The 18,352-nt window shown below is 73.6% G+C and carries 22 protein-coding genes and 1 tRNA gene; 14 read left to right on the forward strand and 9 right to left on the reverse strand.

What is annotated here, in order from left to right; all coding sequences use genetic code 11:
- Positions 1 to 18: 18 nt before the first annotated feature.
- From ACXJKA_RS01500 to ACXJKA_RS01510, 3 genes are all read right to left on the reverse strand, one after another.
- Positions 19 to 92: transfer RNA gene (locus ACXJKA_RS01500), tRNA-Pro, on the reverse strand.
- A 48-nt stretch (positions 93 to 140) separates the two neighbouring features.
- Positions 141 to 1,100 (reverse strand): metallophosphoesterase, encoded by a 960-nt coding sequence (locus ACXJKA_RS01505; RefSeq protein ID WP_456823395.1) that lies wholly within the window; start codon positions 1,098 to 1,100, stop codon positions 141 to 143.
- Complete coding sequence (locus ACXJKA_RS01510; RefSeq protein ID WP_456823396.1) at positions 1,097 to 3,586, reverse strand: penicillin-binding protein; 2,490 nt, start codon at positions 3,584 to 3,586, stop codon at positions 1,097 to 1,099. The genes ACXJKA_RS01505 and ACXJKA_RS01510 overlap by 4 nt, the downstream gene beginning before the upstream one ends.
- 241 nt (positions 3,587 to 3,827) lie before the next feature.
- Between ACXJKA_RS01510 and ACXJKA_RS01515 the strand changes: the two genes are divergently transcribed.
- The 3 genes from ACXJKA_RS01515 to ACXJKA_RS01525 are packed head-to-tail and all read left to right on the forward strand — an operon-like array spanning position 3,828 to position 4,816.
- The gene (locus ACXJKA_RS01515; protein ID WP_456823397.1) at positions 3,828 to 4,121 is read left to right on the forward strand and encodes a WhiB family transcriptional regulator; all 294 of its coding nucleotides are present in this window, start codon (positions 3,828 to 3,830) and stop codon (positions 4,119 to 4,121) included.
- 42 nt (positions 4,122 to 4,163) lie between these two features.
- Positions 4,164 to 4,322, forward strand: a complete 159-nt coding sequence (locus ACXJKA_RS01520; protein ID WP_146847999.1) for a DUF4177 domain-containing protein — start codon at positions 4,164 to 4,166, stop codon at positions 4,320 to 4,322.
- Positions 4,322 to 4,816 carry a RidA family protein gene (locus tag ACXJKA_RS01525; RefSeq protein ID WP_456823398.1) on the forward strand — a complete coding sequence of 165 codons (495 nt, stop codon included), beginning with the start codon at positions 4,322 to 4,324 and terminating at the stop codon, positions 4,814 to 4,816. The genes ACXJKA_RS01520 and ACXJKA_RS01525 overlap by 1 nt, the downstream gene beginning before the upstream one ends.
- A 19-nt stretch (positions 4,817 to 4,835) precedes the next feature.
- On the opposite strand, the gene ACXJKA_RS01530 is transcribed toward ACXJKA_RS01525, so the two are convergent.
- Positions 4,836 to 5,513: a Crp/Fnr family transcriptional regulator gene (locus ACXJKA_RS01530; RefSeq protein WP_456823399.1), complete on the reverse strand. Its 678-nt coding sequence runs from the start codon at positions 5,511 to 5,513 to the stop codon at positions 4,836 to 4,838.
- A 131-nt stretch (positions 5,514 to 5,644) separates the two neighbouring features.
- A complete protein-coding gene (locus ACXJKA_RS01535; protein WP_456823400.1) occupies positions 5,645 to 6,061 on the reverse strand; it encodes a hypothetical protein in 417 nt (138 codons plus the stop codon).
- Between the two features lie 176 nt (positions 6,062 to 6,237).
- On the opposite strand from ACXJKA_RS01535, the gene nth reads away from it, so the two are divergent.
- Positions 6,238 to 6,936: an endonuclease III gene (nth, locus tag ACXJKA_RS01540; RefSeq protein WP_456823401.1), complete on the forward strand. Its 699-nt coding sequence runs from the start codon at positions 6,238 to 6,240 to the stop codon at positions 6,934 to 6,936.
- Positions 6,937 to 6,940: 4 nt separating this feature from the next.
- On the opposite strand, the gene ACXJKA_RS01545 is transcribed toward nth, so the two are convergent.
- The 3 genes from ACXJKA_RS01545 to ACXJKA_RS01555 all read right to left on the reverse strand — a co-directional run bounded on the left by ACXJKA_RS01545 (position 6,941) and on the right by ACXJKA_RS01555 (position 9,961).
- Positions 6,941 to 7,873 carry an alpha/beta fold hydrolase gene (locus ACXJKA_RS01545; RefSeq protein WP_456823402.1) on the reverse strand — a complete coding sequence of 311 codons (933 nt, stop codon included), beginning with the start codon at positions 7,871 to 7,873 and terminating at the stop codon, positions 6,941 to 6,943.
- Between the two features lie 11 nt (positions 7,874 to 7,884).
- Positions 7,885 to 9,165 (reverse strand): Na+/H+ antiporter NhaA, encoded by a 1,281-nt coding sequence (nhaA, locus tag ACXJKA_RS01550; protein WP_456823403.1) that lies wholly within the window; start codon positions 9,163 to 9,165, stop codon positions 7,885 to 7,887.
- A gap of 67 nt (positions 9,166 to 9,232) precedes the next feature.
- Complete coding sequence (locus ACXJKA_RS01555; protein ID WP_456823404.1) at positions 9,233 to 9,961, reverse strand: winged helix-turn-helix transcriptional regulator; 729 nt, start codon at positions 9,959 to 9,961, stop codon at positions 9,233 to 9,235.
- A gap of 235 nt (positions 9,962 to 10,196) precedes the next feature.
- On the opposite strand from ACXJKA_RS01555, the gene ACXJKA_RS01560 reads away from it, so the two are divergent.
- Both ACXJKA_RS01560 and ACXJKA_RS01565 read left to right on the forward strand, forming a co-directional pair.
- Positions 10,197 to 10,931: a hypothetical protein gene (locus ACXJKA_RS01560; protein ID WP_456823405.1), complete on the forward strand. Its 735-nt coding sequence runs from the start codon at positions 10,197 to 10,199 to the stop codon at positions 10,929 to 10,931.
- A 308-nt stretch (positions 10,932 to 11,239) separates the two neighbouring features.
- Positions 11,240 to 11,692, forward strand: coding sequence for a DUF4395 domain-containing protein (locus ACXJKA_RS01565; RefSeq protein ID WP_456823406.1), 453 nt, complete (start codon positions 11,240 to 11,242; stop codon positions 11,690 to 11,692).
- Here ACXJKA_RS01565 and ACXJKA_RS01570 read toward each other — a convergent pair.
- Positions 11,689 to 12,060: a DsrE family protein gene (locus tag ACXJKA_RS01570; RefSeq protein WP_456823407.1), complete on the reverse strand. Its 372-nt coding sequence runs from the start codon at positions 12,058 to 12,060 to the stop codon at positions 11,689 to 11,691. The two genes, ACXJKA_RS01565 and ACXJKA_RS01570, sit on opposite strands and share 4 nt — an antisense overlap.
- Before the next feature lie 180 nt (positions 12,061 to 12,240).
- Here ACXJKA_RS01570 and ACXJKA_RS01575 point away from each other — a divergent pair, with 180 nt between their 5' ends.
- Genes ACXJKA_RS01575 through dtd form a run of 8 tightly spaced genes read left to right on the forward strand, consistent with a single transcriptional unit; the run spans position 12,241 to position 17,601 of the window.
- Positions 12,241 to 12,825, forward strand: coding sequence for an FABP family protein (locus ACXJKA_RS01575; protein WP_456823408.1), 585 nt, complete (start codon positions 12,241 to 12,243; stop codon positions 12,823 to 12,825).
- Entirely contained in the window at positions 12,822 to 14,018 is a 1,197-nt protein-coding gene (ygfZ, locus tag ACXJKA_RS01580; protein WP_456823409.1) for a CAF17-like 4Fe-4S cluster assembly/insertion protein YgfZ, read from the forward strand. The genes ACXJKA_RS01575 and ygfZ overlap by 4 nt, the downstream gene beginning before the upstream one ends.
- Positions 14,019 to 14,025: 7 nt before the next feature.
- A complete protein-coding gene (locus ACXJKA_RS01585; protein WP_456823410.1) occupies positions 14,026 to 15,126 on the forward strand; it encodes an FUSC family protein in 1,101 nt (366 codons plus the stop codon).
- A gap of 33 nt (positions 15,127 to 15,159) precedes the next feature.
- On the forward strand, positions 15,160 to 15,426 hold the full coding sequence (locus tag ACXJKA_RS01590) for a type II toxin-antitoxin system Phd/YefM family antitoxin (RefSeq protein WP_456823411.1): 267 nt from the start codon (positions 15,160 to 15,162) through the stop codon (positions 15,424 to 15,426).
- 1 nt (position 15,427) lies between these two features.
- Positions 15,428 to 15,847 carry a type II toxin-antitoxin system VapC family toxin gene (locus tag ACXJKA_RS01595; protein ID WP_456823412.1) on the forward strand — a complete coding sequence of 140 codons (420 nt, stop codon included), beginning with the start codon at positions 15,428 to 15,430 and terminating at the stop codon, positions 15,845 to 15,847.
- A 19-nt stretch (positions 15,848 to 15,866) separates the two neighbouring features.
- The gene (locus tag ACXJKA_RS01600; protein ID WP_456823413.1) at positions 15,867 to 16,208 is read left to right on the forward strand and encodes a DUF2516 family protein; all 342 of its coding nucleotides are present in this window, start codon (positions 15,867 to 15,869) and stop codon (positions 16,206 to 16,208) included.
- A gap of 2 nt (positions 16,209 to 16,210) precedes the next feature.
- Positions 16,211 to 17,167, forward strand: coding sequence for an asparaginase (locus ACXJKA_RS01605; RefSeq protein ID WP_456823414.1), 957 nt, complete (start codon positions 16,211 to 16,213; stop codon positions 17,165 to 17,167).
- The gene (gene dtd, locus ACXJKA_RS01610) at positions 17,164 to 17,601 is read left to right on the forward strand and encodes a D-aminoacyl-tRNA deacylase (protein WP_456823415.1); all 438 of its coding nucleotides are present in this window, start codon (positions 17,164 to 17,166) and stop codon (positions 17,599 to 17,601) included. Before ACXJKA_RS01605 ends, dtd begins: the two co-directional genes overlap by 4 nt.
- The last annotated feature ends 751 nt before the right edge of the window (positions 17,602 to 18,352 follow it).

Consider the following 18,352-nt stretch of genomic DNA (forward strand, 5'->3'; position numbering starts at 1 on the left):
AGGGGCCCTTCTCGTCTGTCGGGGTGGCGGGATTCGAACCCACGACCTCTTCGTCCCGAACGAAGCGCGCTACCAAGCTGCGCCACACCCCGTGGAGCCTGGTAAGGATAGCCGACGAGTACCCGTGCGACGAAACCGGATCAGGCTCCGACCAGAGTGATCAGCGTCGCTTCCGGCCGGCACGCGAACCGCACCGGCGCGTACGGCGACGTCCCGAGGCCCGCGGACACGTGCATCCACGTCGACCCCGCGCCGCCGGGTTGGTCCGGGCGGGGTCCCGGCCAGCCGTGCAGGCCCTTGGCGCGGCGCGTGTCGAGGTCGCAGTTGGTCACCAGGGCGCCCCAGAACGGCAGGGCCAGCTGCCCGCCGTGCGTGTGCCCGGCGATCGCCAGGTCGACGTCGTCGGCGTGCATGGCGTCCAGCACCCGCCGGTACGGCGCGTGCGTGACGCCGAGGTGCAGGTCCACGGGCGTCGAGCCCGTGCGGGCGTCGTCGTCGCCGTCCGCCGCCGGGAACCGGTCGCGGTCGAGGTGCGCGTCGTCGGTGCCGACGAGCGAGAGCACCCGCCCGTCGACCTTGACGACGTCCCGGCGGTTGGTGAGGTCGATCCAGCCGGCGGACCGGAACCGCGACGTCAGCTCGCGCCAGGGCAGCTCGGCCGGCGGCTCGTGGCTCCTGCGGCGGGCGTCGGGCAGGAGGTAGCGCGCGGGGTTCTTCGGGCTCGGCGCGATGTAGTCGTTGGAGCCGAGCACGAACGCCCCCGGGACGGCCAGGTGCGGTTCGAGCGCCTCGAGCAGCGCCGGCATGGCGTCCAGGTGCGCCCAGTTGTCACCCGTGTCGACGACGAGGTGCGGGTCCAGCGACGCCAGGTCGCGCACCCAGTCGACCTTCTTGCGCTGCCCGGGCGTCAGGTGCAGGTCGGAGAGGTGCAGGATCCGCAGGGGGTCCTGGCCGGTCGGGAGCACCGGCACAGTGACCTCGCGCAGCGTGTACCAGCGCACCTCGATCAGCGAGGCGTACGCGAGCGCGCCCGCACCGGCCAGTGCGAGGGCGCCGGCGGTGCGGGCCAGCGTCGCGGCGGGGCTGGACGAGCCGGTCATCCGTTACCGCCGCCGCCACCACCACCGCCGCCGCCACCACCACCGCCGCGGCCCCCGCCGTTGCCCGGTCCGCCCGGTCCGCCCGGACCGGCCTGGGCAGGCGGCGCGGGCTGAGCGGGATCGACGGCCGGCGGCGCGACCGGCTGACCGTTGGACAGCGTCAGCATGACCGCCGTGCCGCGGGTGGCCGTGCCGGACGGGTTCTGCGAGGCCACGGTGCCGGCCGGGTAGGCCGAGGGCACCTGGGTCGGGTCGACGGCCACGTTGAACCCGGCGCCCTTGAGGATGGCGCGGGCGTCGCCCTCGGACTTGCCGACCACGGACGGGATCGGGATCTTCTCGCCGAAGACCAGCTTGTCGTCGGCTGCACCGAAGCCGGGGTTGGCGGCACCGTCGAGCGCCTGGACCGAGAACCGCTTCCACGTCGGTGCGGCGATCGAGGAACCGAACGCGTACTTGATGTACTTGCCGGCGATCGTGAGCTTCTGCACGGGCGTGAAGCCCTCCTTGTAGCCCACCCACACCGCGGTCGCCAGCAGCGGCGTGTAGCCGACGAACCAGGTCTCCTCGTTGTGGCTCGTCGTGCCCGTCTTGCCGGCGGACGGGAACGGCGGCGCGCCGACCGTCTTGGCCGTGCCGTTCCAGACGTTGCTCAGCGCGAAGTTGATCGTGTTGGCGTACTTGGGCTCGATCGCCGCGTGGCAGTTGGCCTGCGGGATCGGCAGCTCGGCGCCGTTGGCGTCCTTGACGCTCAGGATGGCGACGGGCGTGCAGTACGTGCCGCCGGACGCGAAGGTCGCGAAGGCCGCGGCCATGGAGATGGGTGCGACGGAGTCGCTGCCGATGACGTTCGACGGGTTGGTGCCGGGGGTCGAGGAGCCGTCGGCCCGCGGCTTCGCCGTGTGCATCCCGAGGTCCGCGGCGCCGGTCATGATGTTGCACATGTCCAGCTGGCTGGCCATCGTCAGGTAGGCCAGGTTGACCGAGTTCTTGGTGGCGTCGAGCACGGTCATCATGCCGGCGCCGCCCTCGGAGTTCCCCACGGGCCAGGGCTTGTTCGGGCCCTTCTGGCCGCACGTGGTGAACATGTTCTCGTTCAGCGTGCGCTCCGTGCCGTTGACCTGCTCGTACAGGCTGTGGCCCGACTTGAGCCACTCGAGCAGCGTGAAGGGCTTGAACGTCGAGCCGGGGGCGAAGCCGCCCGAGCCGCCGTACGCGCCGTCCGTGTTGAAGTTGACGGACTCCTCGCGCGTGCCCGGCTGGGCCGCCGCCGCGTAGATGCGGTTCTGCGCCATCGTGAGGATCTTGCCCGTCCCCGGCTCGACCGTGACGATCGAGGTGGCGACGCCGGACGGGTCGTCCACCGGGATGCCGTTCTTGACCTCCGTGTCGGCGAGCGTCTGCAGGCGCGGGTCGAGGGTGGTCGTGATGGTGAGGCCGCCGCGGTAGAGGAGGGACTTGCGCTCCGCGGGGGTCGGGCCGAAGGCGGGGTCGTTGACGATCACCTTGGTGACGTAGTCGCAGAAGTACCCGGAGCCGGCGACGACGTCGCTCGCGCCGACGCAGCCCTGCTTGAGGGCGGTGACGTGCAGGGTGTCGGCCAGCGGCGTGGCGATCCCCGCGGCGTACTCGTCCGCCGTGATGTACCCCTGCTGGTTCATGAGCGACAGGACGGTGTTGCGGCGGTCCTGCGACTTGTCGGGGTTGAGGACCGGGTCCCACTTGGACGGGCTCTGCGTGATGCCCGCGATCGTCGCGGCCTCGAGGTAGGTGAGGTCCTTGGCCGGCTTGGCGAAGTAGTACTGGGCCGCCGACTCCGCGCCGTACACGGAGGCGCCGAACTGCGCGATGTTCAGGTACTTCTCGAGGATCTGGTCCTTCGTGAGCCGCTTCTCGAGCGAGATGGCGAGCTTGGCCTCACGGAGCTTGCGGGCCACACCCTCGGCGCCGTCGGCCTCGCGTGCCGCGTTGATGGCCGCCAGACGCTCGGCCTCGGTGTCCTTGGACAGTGCCGCGTCGATGAGGACGTTCTTGACGTACTGCTGCGTCAGGGTCGAGGCGCCCTGCTGCGGGCCGCTGGTCGTCTGGCCCTTGACGAAGGCGCGGAGCATGCCCTGCGGGTCGACGCCGGCGTGCTTGTAGAAGCGCTTGTCCTCGGTCGCGACGACGGCGTGCTGCAGCTGCGGGGAGATCTCGGTCAGGGGGACGACGACACGGTTCTGGTCGTAGAACGTCGCCAGCAGCGAACCGTCGGCCGCCAGGATGATCGACTTCTCCGGGAGGGTCTGCTCCTGGAGCTCGGTCGGCAGGTCGTCGAAGGCCGTGACGGTCAGGTCGGTCACGCCGTTCGCGGCGGCGACTCCGGGCAGGACGAGTCCGGCGGCGAGCACCCCTGCGACCACCGCGACCAGCACGAAGGACAGCAAGAGGGCCAACGCCTGGAAGACGTTGACCTGTCGGCCGCGCCGGCGCGCAGGGTTCGGCATGCCGTCAGGGTAGTAGGTGCCCCTGTCACCTCTTGTCCGGATCCGCCGTCGACACGTCGACCTGCACCGGACCTGCACATGCCGCCGCCCGTGCCTACGGCCCCCGCGACTCGGTCACACGTCCATCTGACGATATGACCCGAACGGAGTCTCGCCAGGAAGGGCGTCCGACCGCTAGTTTCCGGGCAGGACTCGGGTGCGGTTGCCACGGCACGCCCCCACGGCGTGTTCAGGAGGATGAGTGACGACACTCGTGCAGGACGCGCACTGGACTGCGCTCGCGGCGTGCGGTGCGGGCAAGCTGGCGCCCGACGCGCTCTTCGTCGAGGGTGCCGCCCAGCGTGAGGCGCGCGCGGTCTGCACCGCCTGCCCCGTGCGGCTCGCCTGCCTGGCGGACGCCCTCGACAACCGCATGGACTTCGGGGTGTGGGGCGGTATGACCGAGCGCGAGCGCCGCGCGCTGCTGCGCCGGCGGCCCGAGGTGCGCTCCTGGCGCGCCGAGCTGGTCGGCTCGGACTCCCTCGGGGGCTTGTGAGAGCGCTCCGACCCGTCCGGTGCCCCCGCTAGGGTGACTGCCATGGCAACGACGTGGGAGTACGCGACGATTCCGCTCATCATTCACGCCACCAAGGCGATCCTCGACCAGTGGGGCGCGGACGGGTGGGAGCTCGTCCAGGTGATCCAGGGGCCGGATGCGGGCCTCGTCGCCTACCTCAAGCGGCCCAAGGAGTCCTGATGGGCGCCGCCGCCCGGCTGACCGAGCTCGGGCTGGAGCTGCCGGAGGTGGCCCTGCCGCTCGCGGCGTACGTGCCGGCCGTGCGCTCGGGCGCCTACGTGTACACGTCCGGCCAGCTGCCGTTCGTCGGGGGCGCGCTGCTCGCTACCGGCAAGGTCGGCGTCGGGGAGGGGCTCGTCGCCCCGGAGGACGCCGCCGGCTACGCCCGGGTCAGCGCGCTGAACGCGCTCGCGGCGGTCGCCGCCGTCATCGCGGCCGAGGGTGGTCCGTCGGGTCCCGACGCGCTCGACCGGATCGCGCACGTCACCAAGGTGGTCGGCTTCGTCGCCAGCGACCCGGCGTTCACGGGCCAGCCCGGGGTCGTCAACGGCGCGAGCCTCCTGCTGCACGAGGTCCTCGGCGACGCAGGCGTGCACGCCCGGTCCGCGGTCGGGGTCGCGGTGCTGCCGATGGACTCGCCCGTCGAGGTGGAGATCGTCGTCGAGCTGAGCTGAGCCTCGACCAGGCCGGGCCTCAGCGGGCCCGGCGCTCCAGCCGCTCGACGTCGAGCAGCACGACCGCGCGCCCCTCGCGACGGACCCAGCCACGCGCGGCGAAGTCGGCGAGCGCCTTGTTCACGGTCTCGCGCGAGGCGCCGACGAGCTGCGCGAGCTCCTCCTGCGTCAGGTCGTGCGCCACGCGGATGCCCTCGTCGACGCGCTCGCCGAACCGGGTGGACAGGTCGAGCAGCGCCTTGGCGACGCGGCCGGGGACGTCCGAGAACACCAGGTCCGCGAGCGCCTCGTTGGTGCGCCGCAGCCGGCGGGCGAGCGCCTGCAGCAGGTGCTGCGCGACCGTGGGCTTGTCCTGGAGCCAGCGGATGAGGTCGCTGTGACCCAGCTCGAGCACGACGGCGTCGGCGACGACGGTCGCGGTCGCGGTGCGCGGGCCGGGGTCGAACAGGCTCAGCTCGCCGAACATCTCGCCCGGGCCGAGCACGGCGAGCAGGTTCTCGCGGCCGTCGTTGGAGCGTCGGCCGAGCTTGATCTTGCCCTCGCGCACGACGTAGAGCCGGTCTCCGGGCTCGCCCTCGTGGAAGAGCGCGTCGCCGCGGGCGAAGTCGATCGCCTTCATCGTTGCGACGAGAGCCTCCGACGCCTCCGGGTCGAGACCGGCGAACAGCGGCGCCGACAGCACGATGTCGTCCTCCACGGGGACACCTCACCTTTCTGGCCGCGCGCTGCCCGGATCGTCCCGGTGGCGGCATCGTTCACGACTGAGCACAGACGGACCGACCGCTGGTCAGCGGCTTGATCCGCCCTCAGTCTGCCCCATGGTGGGTGTCATCCGCGGCCCAGAGCGTCCCGCAGCCCGACGACGACCACGTCGGGGTCGACGGCCAGGCGTGCGATGAGGCGGTCGGTGGCGCGGAGGAGGGCTGCGTCGACGCCGGCGGCGTAGGTCGAGAGCTGGGCGTCGAGGGCACGGAGCTCGTCCAGCCGGGCGACGTCGGCGACGGGCTCGGAGCCGCCCAGCACTGCCGCGAGCGCGGCGGGTCGGGGCACCCCGACGCCGATCTCGAGCGGCAGCTGGAAGGCGACGTCCTCGCCGAGGGTCTGCGGGCGTGCCGCCTGGGCCACCGCGAGGTCGAGGCGGGCGCGCACCAGCCGGCGCCACCAGGTGACCCGGGCCTGCTCGGCGCGCAGTGCGCGACGGTCGAGGCGAAGATCGCTGACCCGCTGGTCGACGGGTGGCGCCATGGGGCAGGTCCTCCTCAACCGGGCACCTCGCACGGGCGCCATGTCTCGTTTCGGCCCGGTCCGGTCTGACCTTGAGCGGTGATACCTGTGTGCGCCACGGGATCACTCCAAGGGAGCAACCCCGCAGGTCGCAGGCCCCTCGGACGTGTGTGGGCGCCGCGTCGTACGCTGCCACCGTGACTGGCTACGCAGTGGAGTCCGACCTCGCCCGCACCCGCCGCGCTCGTCGCATCGACCGCGCCCTGGCCGTCCGGTACCCCGACGCGCACTGCGAGCTCGACTTCACCTCGCCGTTCGAGCTGCTGGTCGCCACCGTGCTCTCCGCCCAGACCACGGACGTCCGCGTGAACCTCACGACCCCTGTCCTCTTCGCGCGCTACCCGGACGCGGCAGCCCTCGCGGCCGCCAACCCCGAGGAGCTGGAGGAGATCCTGCGGCCCACCGGGTTCTTCCGTGCCAAGGCCAAGTCGGTGATGGGCCTGTCCCGGGAGCTGGTCGAGCGGTTCGGCGGGGAGGTGCCCGGGCGGATGAAGGATCTGGTGACGCTCCCGGGGGTCGGGCGCAAGACCGCCAACGTCGTGCTCGGCAACGCGTTCGGCGTCCCGGGGATCACCACGGACACGCACGTCATGCGGCTGTCGAAGCGGCTGGGCTACACCCAGAGCGACGACCCGCTGGTGGTGGAGAAGGAGCTCGACGCGCTGATCCCGCGCAAGGACTGGACGATGGCGTCGCATCGGCTGATCTTCCACGGGCGGCGCACCTGCTTCGCGCGCAAGCCGGCGTGCGGCGCGTGCCCCGTCGCGTCGATGTGCCCGTCGGCGGGCATCGGGGAGATCGACCCCGCGAAGGCCGCCGCCATGGTGAAGTCCTGACGCGCTAGACGGGAGCGGCAGTCCGCAGCCACGTCAGCAGCAGGTCCGTGACGAGCTCGGGAGCCTCCTCGGCGAGGTAGTGCCCCGCCGACGGCAGGAGCTCGAACTGGTACTGCGGTCCGATCAGCGCGGCGGTGTCGCGGGAGAGCCCGGCGCGGGACGGGGGCCGGAGCCCGTCCCTGCCTCCGTGGAGCTGGAGCACGGGGAGCGGCCGGGTCTGCTCGAGCGCCGCGTGGTAGCGACGGCCGTCCAGCCGCGGCATCGAGCGGACCAACCAGCGCAGCTGCTCCATCTGGCTGTGCGCGGCGAACGGCACGTTGGCGGCGGAGCGGTACGTGCGCTCGGTCTCGGCGTCGAGCCAGCCGGGGGCCCCGCCCCACTCGCGCAGCAGGCGGGTGACCAGGTCGCCCTCCATGAGCGCGCGCTCGGGGAACGACGGCAGCTGCACGAACGCGAGCCGCCGGACGGCCGACGGCCGCATGGCAACACGTGGGTGGCCCCGGGTGTCCAGGGGGTGCGGGGCCGCCAGCGGCGCGATCGCGCGCACGCGGTCGGGGTGCAGGCCTGCCATCGCCCACGCGATCTCGCCGCCCGTCCCGGTGCCGACGACCACCGCGTCGGCCGCGCCGAGCGACTGGATCACCCCGGCGACGTCGGCAGCCAGCGTCGGGACGTCGTACCCCTGCGGGGGCTTGTCGGAGCCGCCGGTGCCGCGGACGTCCATCGCGGCCACGCGGTAGCCCGCGTCGGCCAGCGGCGGCAGCTGGTGGCGCCACGCCCACCAGAACTCGGGCACTCCGTGCAGGAGCACGACCAGCGGCGCGTCGCGGTCGTCGGGTCCGGCGACGGCCACGTGGAACCGCGCGCCGTTCGCGGCCACGAACCGGTGCTCCCAGGGGCCGTCGATGAGGAGCGAGGCAGAGTCGACGGTGCTCATCGGAGCCGAACCTACCCGGTCCCGTCGGTCTCCGGGTCAGAGGTTGCGGTCACGCGCGAGTGATGTCGGTCGCGCTGGTAGAGCGCAGCGCCGCCGAGCAGGGCCGCGACGAGGGACGCGATGAGCACCGAGACGATCACGTGCTCGTCCTGCGGGCTGCCGTGGCCGAACGCCAGCTCGCCCACCAGCAACGACACCGTGAACCCGATGCCCCCCAGCAGTCCCACGGCCCCGACGTCGGCCCAGCCGAGGCCCGGCGCGAGCGAGGCGCGCGTGAAGCGGGCGACCAGGTACGTGGCGCCGAGGATGCCGAGGGGCTTGCCCACGACGAGCCCGAGCGCGACGCCCTGCGCCACCGGGTCGGCGAACGTCGTCTGCAGCGCGCCCGCGGTCAGGGTCACCCCGGCGGCGAACAGCGCGAAGACCGGCACCGCGATGCCGGCGGACAGGGGTCGCCACGCGTGCTCCCAGCGCTCGGCCAGCGACTCCGACGGGAGGGCGGACAGCCGGAGCGCCTTCCGGGTCGCCTCCTGCGACCCGGGCACGACGAGCCCGAGCGCCACGCCGGCGATCGTCGCGTGCACGCCCGAGGCGTGCACCGCGGCCCAGGCCACCAGCCCGAGGGGGACCAGCAGCCAGCCGCTGACCCAGCCACGCCGGATGACGAGCGCGAACACGACGACCGTCGCCGCACCGACGCCGAGCCAGAGCGCCGAGACGGTGTCGGTGTAGACGACGCCGATGACGATGATCGCGAGCAGGTCGTCGACGACGGCGAGCGTGAGCAGGAAGGCGCGCAGGGCGTTGGGCAGGCTCCGGCCGACGATGGCGAGCACCGAGACGGCGAAGGCGATGTCCGTCGCCGTCGGGACGGCCCAGCCCCGGGGCACCCCGTCCGCCGCGGTCAGGTTCACCGCCAGGTAGAGGATCGCGGGGACGAGCATGCCGCCGATCGCGGCCACGATCGGGACGACCGCCGTGCTCGGGTTCCGTAGCTCGCCGGCGACGATCTCGCGCTTGAGCTCGAGGCCGACCACGAAGAAGAAGATGGCCAGCAGGCCGTCGGTCGCCCACGTGGCCACGGTGAGGTCGAGATGCAGCGCCGCGGGGCCGATGACCGTGTCGGACACCGTGGCGTACGACGCGGGGGCCACGTTCGCCCAGAGAAGGGCGACGACGGTGGCGGTCAGCAGGAGAGCGCCGCCGACACGTTCCTCCCGAAGCGTGTCGAGCAGGTTGCGCTCGGAGCCGGGGGAGAGAGCGGTGAAGAGGCGACTGGTGGGCGTGGACACGGGTGCACCTCCGGGCGGTCTGGGCGCCGACCAGACGTCCCGGCCCACCGGGAGCCAGGCTAGCGGGCTAGGCGTCCGCGGGCTCGGGAACCTCGGAGCGCCCGTCGACCGCGCTGCGGCGGTCCTTGGGCGGGTCGAAGCGGTAGCCGACGTTGCGCACGGTGCCGATGAGCTGCTCGTGCTCGGGGCCGAGCTTGGCGCGCAGCCGTCGCACGTGCACGTCGACCGTCCGCGTGCCTCCGTAGTAGTCGTAGCCCCAGACCTCCTGCAGCAGCTGGGCGCGGGTGAACACGCGCCCCGGGTGCTGCACGAGGTACTTGAGGAGCTCGAACTCCTTGTACGTGAGGTCGAGCGGTCGACCGCGCAGCCGGGCCGTGTAGCCGCCGGCGTCGATGGTGAGCTCGCCCGACGAGATCTCCTGGGGGGAGTCGTCGTACCCCGCGGTGGCGGCGCGCTCCATGACCAGCCGGAAGCGCGTCTCGACCTCGGCCGGGTTGGCCGTCTCGAGGATGATGTCGTCCGCGCCCCACTCGGCGGTGACGACCGTCAGGCCGCCCTCGGTCAGCACGAGGATCAGGGGGACGGTGAGGCCCGTCGCCCGCAGCAGCCGGCACGTGGTCCGGGCGGTGACGAGGTCACGCCGGGCGTCGAGCACGACGATGTCCGCGTCCGGTGCGTCCACGAGAGCCGACGGCTCGACGGGGAGCACACGGACGCGGTGGGACAACAGACCGAGGGCCGGGAGCACCTGGGCGGAGCCCCCGGACGCTGGAGTGAGCAGCAGCAGATCTGCCACCTGGAACCTCCCCGCGTGCGAGTGGGGGCCACGGTACCGCGCGCGTCGGCCACGTTGCGCCCGTATGTCGAGGGATGGCGTCACACGTCCCTGCGAGCGCCGGGCGTAACGCGAGGGAAATCGCGACGAGATGCGACAATCGGCGGCGTGCTCCTCCCCTCCCTGCAGGCCGCCCGCCTGCGCGCGCTCCTGCACCGGTCGCCACTGACCCCGGTCGCGGGACGGTAGGGGACCCATGCAGCTCGCTACCCGCGCGGTCGTCACGGCCGTGCTCGCCGCCGCTGTCGCCGTCGCCGGGTACTTCGGCGGCCTCCCGTTGAGCATCTCCGCCGCGGTCCTCGCCGTCGTGTTCGCCCTCGGCTGGCCCGCGCTCGCCGGTCTGCCCTTCGCGGTCGGCTCGGCCACCGTCGTGGCCCTCGGCGGGGTCGGGGCGGTCGCCGTCGTGCACCTCACCGAGTCCCCACCCTTCCTGCGGTACCTGCCCGTGGTGTTCGCCGCCGCGATCCTGCTCGCCTTCGTCAGCGAGCTCCTGCGGCGCGACGGGCGCACGCGGCTCGTCGAGTCCGTCTCCGGGACCGTGGCCGGGACGCTCGTGGCGGTCGCCGTGGCGGGCTGGGTCGCCATCGGCAAGACGCCCGGCGGCGAGCACCTCGTGGTCGCGGGCGCGCTGGCGCTCGCGGTCGGGTCGGCGGTCGTGGCGCTCCACCTGGCCCCGTGGATCGGGGCGCTGGTCACCGCCGGTGCGGCAGCCGGCGCCGGGGCCCTGGGTGGTCTCCTGCTGCCCGGGCTCGACCCGCTGGCCGGTGCGCTGCTCGGCCTCGCGGTCGGCATCCTCGTCGCCACCCTGCACGCCCTGTTCGACCAGCTGCCGTCGCTGGAGAAGCGCTGGCCCTCGCTCGCGGCCGTGACGCTGCCGGTGACCGTGACCGGCATCCTCGTGTACGTCGTCGGCCGGGTGCTGGTCGGCTGACCCGGCCGCCCGCACGGCGGGCGCCCACACGGCGAGATGGACATGGTGCCGACGGCCGGTCACGTGCGACTCTTCAGCACGATGCGCACCCTGACTCTCCTGCCGCTCGACGCTCCCCGCGTCGCGCGCGGGTGCGCCCCGGACCGTCCCGGCGGGCTCAGCGCGCCGGCGTCCTGTCCGGGCGAGGTCCCCGCCGCCTGACGGTCGGCCCTTTCGAGGGCGATCGGCCGGGCGCGCTGCGACCTCGGCCCCCGGGTCGGCCCCCGCCGATCGACAGCCCCACACCTGTCCCCTCCCCAGGAGTCCCCATGAGCACGCCCAGCACCCCCGCCGGCATCGACCCCCGCGGCCCGCGGTTCGGCGCCGCCCTCACGCTCGTCCTGCTGATCGTCGTCCTGCTGCTCGGCACGACGCCCGCCGCGTACGCCGTGCTCGCCGTGGTCGTCGCGAGCTTCGCCCTCGGCGCGTTCGGCGGCGTCGGTCGCACCTGGCAGGCGTGGGTGTTCAAGAAGGTCGTCCGCCCGCGCCTGGCCCCGCCGACCGAGCTCGAGGACCCGCGGCCGCCGACGTTCGCGCAGCTGGTCGGCCTGGTCATCACGGGAGCCGGGCTGCTGCTCGGGCTGCTCGGGGTCAGCGCCGCCGTCCCCGTAGCCGCCGCGCTCGCGCTCGTCGCCGCGTTCCTCAACGCGGTGTTCGGCCTGTGCCTCGGCTGCGAGCTGTACCTGCTGGGACTGCGGGTACGCGCGGGACGGACCGCCTAGTAGACGAGGGCCTGCGCCCGGTCGGCCAGGGCCTCCTCGACGAACACGGCCGCACCCGCGATCCGCACGCCTGGCAGCACGTGCTCCGGGCCGATGCCGCGACGGGCGGCGCACTGCGTGCACACCGTCACGCGGCCGCCCTCGAGCACCATCGCCAGCAGGTCGGCCAGCGGCGTCGCGTGCTCCAGGACGAGGTCGTCGGCACGCCCCGGCAGGGCGAACCACGCCGACTCGCCCGTGAGCCACAGGCTCACCTCGGCGCCGGCGGCGACGGCCGCGGCGGCGACCGTGAACGCCTGGTTGGCCGCCTCCGGGCGGTCGGTACCGGACGTGGTCTTGATCACGAGTGGGCGTGGCGTCGGGGTCATCGGAACAGGCTAGGGGTGCGCGCTCGTTAGGATCGTCGGCATGACTGCGCTCGAGGGAGTCTTCATCGGCCTGCTGGTCGYGGCGACGTTGACGATCGGCTGGTTCGCCTGCTTCGTCGTCTACCGGCTCTACAAGGGCCAGCGCTGAACTTCATGCCTTGATGCTGGGAGGCCCCGTCCATGCCGTTCGTCCTGCCTGATCCCGAGGGCCTCGCCCCCGAGGTGTACCCGCTGGCGTGGCTGCTCGGCACGTGGCGCGGCGAGGGTGTCGTCGACTACCCCGGAATCGACGAGGCGACGTTCACGCAGGAGATCGTCATCGACAGCGACGGCGGGCCGTACCTGTCGTACACGTCGACCATCCGCCTCGTCACGGCCCCGTCCGACACGGCTGCCCTCGAGAACGAGCCCCCGGCCCCGGTCTGGCAGACCGAGTCCGGCTTCTGGCGCGTCCCGCCCGAGCGGCCCACCGACTGGGGGCTCACGCCGGACCAGCACCCCGTCGAGCTGCTGGTGGCGGACCCGTCGGGCCACGTCGCCCTGTACATCGGCGCCGTCGGCAAGGGGCGCATCGACCTGGTCAGCGACGCGATCGTGCGCACGTCCTCCGGTGCCGCCGTCAGCGCCGGCAAGCGTCTCTACGGCCTCGTGAACGGCGAGCTGATGTGGGCCCACGACATCGCCGCGTTCGGGCACCCCATGCAGTCCTACGCCTCGGGCCGCCTCGCGCGGGTCGAGGCCCTCACCGACGACGAGGCCTCATGACCACCGACGCGACCGTCGACACCCCCGCAGAGCCCGTCGGGCACGGCGAGCCCCCGCGGCACAGCAGCCCGCTGCTCGCCCGGCACGGTGCGGTCCGTGCGTCCGGCCCCGACGACGGCGTCGCCTGGCACTACGGCGACCCGACCGCCGAGCAGCGCGCCCTCTCGCGCGGCGGCGCGGTGGTCGACCAGTCGCACCTCGGCGTCGTCACCGTCACCGGTCCCGACCGCCTGAGCTGGCTGAACTCGATCACGTCGCAGGAGCTGACCACCCTCGCGCCGCGCACGTCGACCGAGCTGCTCGTGCTCAGCCCGCAGGGGCACGTCGAGCACGCGGCGGGCGTCGTCGACGACGGCGAGACCACGTGGCTGCTGACGGAGACGCCGATCGCGCTCGCCGCGTGGCTGAACCGCATGAAATTTATGCTCCGGGTCGACATCGCGGACGTCACGGAAGACTGGGCGGCCATCGGCGAGCCCGTCGACGCCGAGGGCACGCCCGACGAGCCGGTCACCTGGCGCGACCCGTGGCCCACCACGGCCGTCGGCGGCACGCGCTACGGGCCGGCCGACGACGAGCACCCCGGGGCCGACCGCGCCTGGCGGCTGGTGCTGGTGCCGCGCGACCGCCTGGTCGAGGAGGTGCGCGCGCGGGAGGCCGCCGGTTGGCCGCTCGTCGGCACCTGGGCCAGCGAGGCGGCGCGCGTCGAGGCGTGGCGCCCCCGGGCGTCGCACGAGGTCGACCACCGGACCATCCCGCACGAGCTCGACTGGCTGCGCACGGCCGTGCACATGCAGAAGGGGTGCTACCGCGGGCAGGAGACGGTCGCGCGCGTGCACAACCTCGGCCGCCCGCCGCGCCGGCTCGTGATGCTGCACCTGGACGGGTCGGGGCACCTGCTGCCCGAGCCGGGTGCCGCGGTGCACGACGTGGTGAAGACGGACGCCTCACAGGAGCCCGGCCGGGTGGTCGGGCAGGTCACCACGGTCGCGCGGCACCACGAGCTGGGTCCGGTGGCGCTCGCCGTGGTGAAGCGCTCGACCCCGTCGGACGTCGAGCTCGTGGTCGACAGCGACGGCGGCGCTGTCGCGGCGGGCCAGGAGCAGATCGTCCCCGGGGACGGCGTGTCCGTGGACCGGCCCGCCGCCCGCGGACCCCTGACCCGCGGCCTGGGGCAGCACCCGATGCTGTGAGGGTCCTGTGACGGACACGACCTCGCGCGCGCGGGTGGTCGTCGAGGCACGGGTCCGGCAGGGCTGGGCGCGCGTGCGGGCCGCCTGGTTCCCGATCCTTCAGGCGTCGCTGGCCGCGGCCATCGCGTTCGCGATCGCCCGCTACTGGGTGGGCCACCCGTTCCCGTTCTTCGCGCCCGTCAGCGCCTGGGTGGCCCTCGGGTTCACCGCGGACCGGTCCCTGCGCCGCGTGGCGGAGCTCGCCGTCGGGGTCGCGATCGGTGTGGCGCTGGGTGACCTGCTCGTGCACCTCATCGGCAACGGCGCCTGGCAGGTGGCCGTCGTGCTGTTCCTCGCGGCGATCATCGCGCGGTTCATCGACCGCGGGCAGATGCTCACCACGCAGGCGGGCGTGCAGGCGCTCGTCATCGTCGGCCTCCCGGCCGTGTCCGCGTCCGGCGACCCGCTCGGACGGTGGATCGACGCGGCCGTCGGGGGAGTCGTCGCGCTCGCGGTCGCCGTGCTGACACCGCGGGACCCGCGCCGGCACCCGCGCGCACTGGCGCACGCCGCCGTCGAGGAGCTGGCCGGCATGCTGCGGGTCCTCGGCCGCGGTCTGCGGTCGGGGTCGGCCGCCGACGTCGAGGACGCGCTGGTGCGCGGTCGCGCGTCCCAGCCGGCGCTCGACGAGTGGTCCGAGACGGCGCAGAACGCGGGCGAGCTGGCCCGCGTGTCACCGACCATCCGCAAGCATCGCGAGGAGCTGGCCGGCCTGGCCGGCAACGCCGTGCACGTCGACCGCGCCATGCGCAACGCTCGCGTGCTGGCGCGGCGCGCGCTGGCGGCCGTCGAGGCGCAGACGCACGACATGGCGACGATCGCCGGGCAGGTCGACGCGACGGCGCGGGCCACCGACGAGCTGGCCTCGGCCCTCGGCTCCGGCCGGGACCCGGAACGCGCGCGCACCCAGCTGCTCGAGGTCTCCCGCGCGCTCGACCCGTTCGAGCTGGCCGAGCGCGACTGGCAGGTGCAGAGCCTCGTGCTGCTGCAGCGCTCGCTCGTCGTCGACCTGCTCGAGGCGGCCGGCGTCTCCCCGCAGGCCGCCCGCGACTCCCTGCCGGAGATCTGACCGGCAGCCCCAGGTGTTCGATACCGTCGCTCCGTGGACGTCCCGGTCAGCGCGTTGCGCGCAGAGCTCAGGCAGTGGATCGAGGCCGCCAGGGCGGGGGAGGACGTCGTCATCACGGAGCGGGGGATCCCCGTCGCGAGGCTCAGCGGGATCGCCGCGGCCGACCTGCTGACGAGGCTCGAGCGCGACGGCCTGCTGACGCCGTCGGCCGAGACCCGACCACCGGCTCGCAGCGGCGACCGCACCTCACCGGCGGCGAAGGGCGGGGTCTCCGACCTGGTCCGCCGACTGCGCCGCTGAGATGGCGATCGTCTACCTGGACACCAGCGCGCTGGTGAAGCTCTGCGTCGACGAGCCGGGGTCCGCGCTGGCCGTGGCGCTCTGGGACGGAGCCGACCTGGTGGTCACGTCGCGGCTGGCCGACGCCGAGGTGCGCGCGGTGCTCGCGGGCGGCCGGCGTGCGGGACGCCTGGACGACGAGGCGGCCGGGCACGCGCTGGCGGCGTGGGACCGCCTGTGGCCCGGGTTGCACGTGCTCGAGCTCCGGGACGAGGTGACGACGTCCGCGGCCGCGCTGGTCGGTCGGCACCCCCTGCGCGCGGCCGACGCCCTGCATCTCGCGTCCGCGCTGGAGCTGCGGTCGCCCGACCTGGTCGTCGCCGCCTGGGACTTGCACCTCGCGGCGGCCGCGCGGGCCGAAGGGCTGCTGGTCGTCCCGTGATGTCTCGTAGGCTCGCCCCGTGATCGGGAGTCTGCAGGTCCTCATCTTCTTCGTCTTCTACATCGCCATCTTCGGGCTGTGCCTCTGGGCGCTCATCGACCTGCTCCGGCGCCCGGCGGCGGCGTTCCCGCGGGCGGGCAAGCTCACCAAGGGCCTGTGGGGGGCGATCGTCGGGGTCGCCACCGCCGTCTCGTTCAGCGTCATCCCGATCCCCGGCGTGCCGCACCTGCCGTCGTTCCTGGCGCTCCTCGCCGCGGTCGGCGGGATCGTCTACCTCGTCGACGTGAAGCCGGCCGTCACGCCCTATTCGGGCGGTCGTGGGGGCCCGCGCGGTCCGAGCGGCCCGTCCGGCGGCTGGTGAGCGTGGCGGACGTCGGCACCGCGGCGGTCCCGCTCGCACGGGTGCTGCGCGGTGGCCTCGTCGAGTCCGTGCACGCCGGGCACGTCGTGGTGCTCGCGCCAGACGGGTCCGACCGCCTGGTGCTCGGCGACGGCGACGTCACGGTGTGGGCGCGGTCGTCGCTCAAGCCGCTGCAGGCGGTCGCGATGCTGCGGGCGGGGCTGGACGTCGAGGACGTCGCACTCGCGCTCGTGTGCGCCAGCCACAACGCCGAGCAGGGGCACCTCGAGGTGGTCCGCTCGATCCTCGCCGGCGCCGGCCTGGGGCCGGACGACCTGCGCAACACCCCCGACTGGCCGCTGGATGCGGACGCGGCCTGGCAGTGGCGAGCCGACGGGCACGGCACCGAGCCGCTGACGCAGAACTGCTCGGGCAAGCACGCCGGGATGCTGGCGACCTGCGTGGCCGCGGGCTGGTCCACCCACGACTACCTCGAGCCCGACCACCCGCTGCAGCGGGCCGTGCGCGCCGTCGTCGCCGAGCTCACGGGCGTCTCCGTCGAGCGGGTCACGGTCGACGGCTGCGGGGCCCCGCTGTTCTCGACCACCCTGCGCGGCCTGGCCCGCTCGTTCGGGCGCCTGGCCTCCGCCGACGGCCTCGAGGGGCGCGTCGGCGCCGCGATGTCCGCGCACCCGTGGCACGTCGGCGGGACGGGCCGCGACGCGACGCGGTTCATGGAGGCGGTGCCCGGCCTGGTGGCCAAGGACGGGGCCGACGGCGTCTACGCGGCCGGTCTGCCGGACGGCGGCGCGGTCGCTGTCAAGATCGCCGACGGCTCGTCCCGCCCCCGCCCGGCCGTGCTGGCGGCCGCGCTCACCGTGGCCGGTGTCGACCCGGCGCTCGTCCAGCCCGTGGGTCTCACGCCGGTGCTCGGCCACGGAGCGCCCGTGGGCGAGGTCGTCGCCACCTTCGGCCCGTGAGGGCGGTCGTCCAGCGCGTCACGCGCGCCTCCGTCACGGTCGACGGCATCGTCGTCGGCGCCATCGACCGGCCCGGGCTGCTGGCGCTGGTGGGGGTGACGCCCGGTGACGGGCCCGCCCAGGTGAGCCTGATCGCCCGGAAGATCGCCGAGCTGCGGATCCTGCGCGACGAGCAGTGCGCGGTCGACGTCGGCGCACCCGTGCTCGTCGTCAGCCAGTTCACTCTCTACGGGGACACCCGCAAGGGCCGCCGGCCCACGTGGAACGCCGCCGCCCCCGGGCCGGTGGCGCAGCCGTTGGTCGACGCCGTGGTGGCGGACCTGCGTGGTCGCGGGCTCGAGGTGGCCACGGGTGTGTTCGGCGCGGACATGGCCGTGGAGCTGGTGAACGACGGGCCGGTGACGATCCTGCTGGAGTCGGTGCCGGACGACTGACCGGCGGAGCGTTCGCACACGGAAAAGGCCCCTCGGAGTAAGCGTCCGAGGGGCCTTGCCGTGCTCCCAGGTCTTCCGTCTCCGGCGGACCGGCGACCGACGCCGCGCTGACGGTGCGGCTACGTCCCGGCACCCGGTGCGCCACCGGTGCCGTCGACCCCGGAGGGCGTCCAGCACCTGCGGCCCGCCACGGGCGGGACGACTGCGAGCAACCGCCCGGTCCGTAGCGACCCCCGCGGCGTCATCCGCGGGTCGCCGTGTTGCCACGACGATGTGGTCGTCCGTTCTCCGGTCGGCCCGACATCCACAGCCTGTCCACGCCGGCGCCACCTCCCCGAAGGGCGTTCTGCGCCGCCTGCGCGGAGGCCCCGGAGGGCTCCGTGCGTCGAGGTTCCGGCCCTCCCGAACTGACCTCCACCTCGATCCGGTGATCTCCTAAGAGGCCACCTGACCTGCGGTTTCAATCATCCCTGGCGGGGTCCTTCACCTGCGGTTCTCGATCTGTCGATCTCGATGTGAGATTTCTAGTCCTGTTCGAGAAGGGGCCACAAGGGCTTCCAGGAGCTTTCTTTGTCCACCGGTTTCCCCACACCCTTGTCCACAGGTTCACCTGCGGAAACATCCAGTTAACACAGGGCTGTGGACAGAATTTGTGGACGGGCCGTGTGTCGTTCACCCGTCCGCGCGAGGCTCCCCGTACCCTTGAACCAGCGAAGGCCCCTCGGAGTAAGCGTCCGAGGGGCCTTGCTGC

The organism is Cellulomonas sp. P5_E12 (assembly GCF_054049315.1).

Bases quoted from the DNA above. Each gene is read 5' to 3' on its own strand.
- ACXJKA_RS01505 (WP_456823395.1), bottom strand. From the start codon at position 1,100: ATGACCGGCTCGTCCAGCCCCGCCGCGACGCTGGCCCGCACCGCCGGC.
- ACXJKA_RS01570 (WP_456823407.1), bottom strand. From the start codon at position 12,060: ATGACCCCGACGCCACGCCCACTCGTGATCAAGACCACGTCCGGTACC.
- ACXJKA_RS01575 (WP_456823408.1), top strand. From the start codon at position 12,241: ATGCCGTTCGTCCTGCCTGATCCCGAGGGCCTCGCCCCCGAGGTGTAC.
- ACXJKA_RS01535 (WP_456823400.1), bottom strand. From the start codon at position 6,061: ATGGCGCCACCCGTCGACCAGCGGGTCAGCGATCTTCGCCTCGACCGT.
- ACXJKA_RS01560 (WP_456823405.1), top strand. From the start codon at position 10,197: ATGCAGCTCGCTACCCGCGCGGTCGTCACGGCCGTGCTCGCCGCCGCT.
- ACXJKA_RS01595 (WP_456823412.1), top strand. From the start codon at position 15,428: ATGGCGATCGTCTACCTGGACACCAGCGCGCTGGTGAAGCTCTGCGTC.
- ACXJKA_RS01565 (WP_456823406.1), top strand. From the start codon at position 11,240: ATGAGCACGCCCAGCACCCCCGCCGGCATCGACCCCCGCGGCCCGCGG.
- ACXJKA_RS01520 (WP_146847999.1), top strand. From the start codon at position 4,164: ATGGCAACGACGTGGGAGTACGCGACGATTCCGCTCATCATTCACGCC.
- ACXJKA_RS01545 (WP_456823402.1), bottom strand. From the start codon at position 7,873: ATGAGCACCGTCGACTCTGCCTCGCTCCTCATCGACGGCCCCTGGGAG.
- ygfZ (WP_456823409.1), top strand. From the start codon at position 12,822: ATGACCACCGACGCGACCGTCGACACCCCCGCAGAGCCCGTCGGGCAC.
- ACXJKA_RS01510 (WP_456823396.1), bottom strand. From the start codon at position 3,586: ATGCCGAACCCTGCGCGCCGGCGCGGCCGACAGGTCAACGTCTTCCAG.
- ACXJKA_RS01525 (WP_456823398.1), top strand. From the start codon at position 4,322: ATGGGCGCCGCCGCCCGGCTGACCGAGCTCGGGCTGGAGCTGCCGGAG.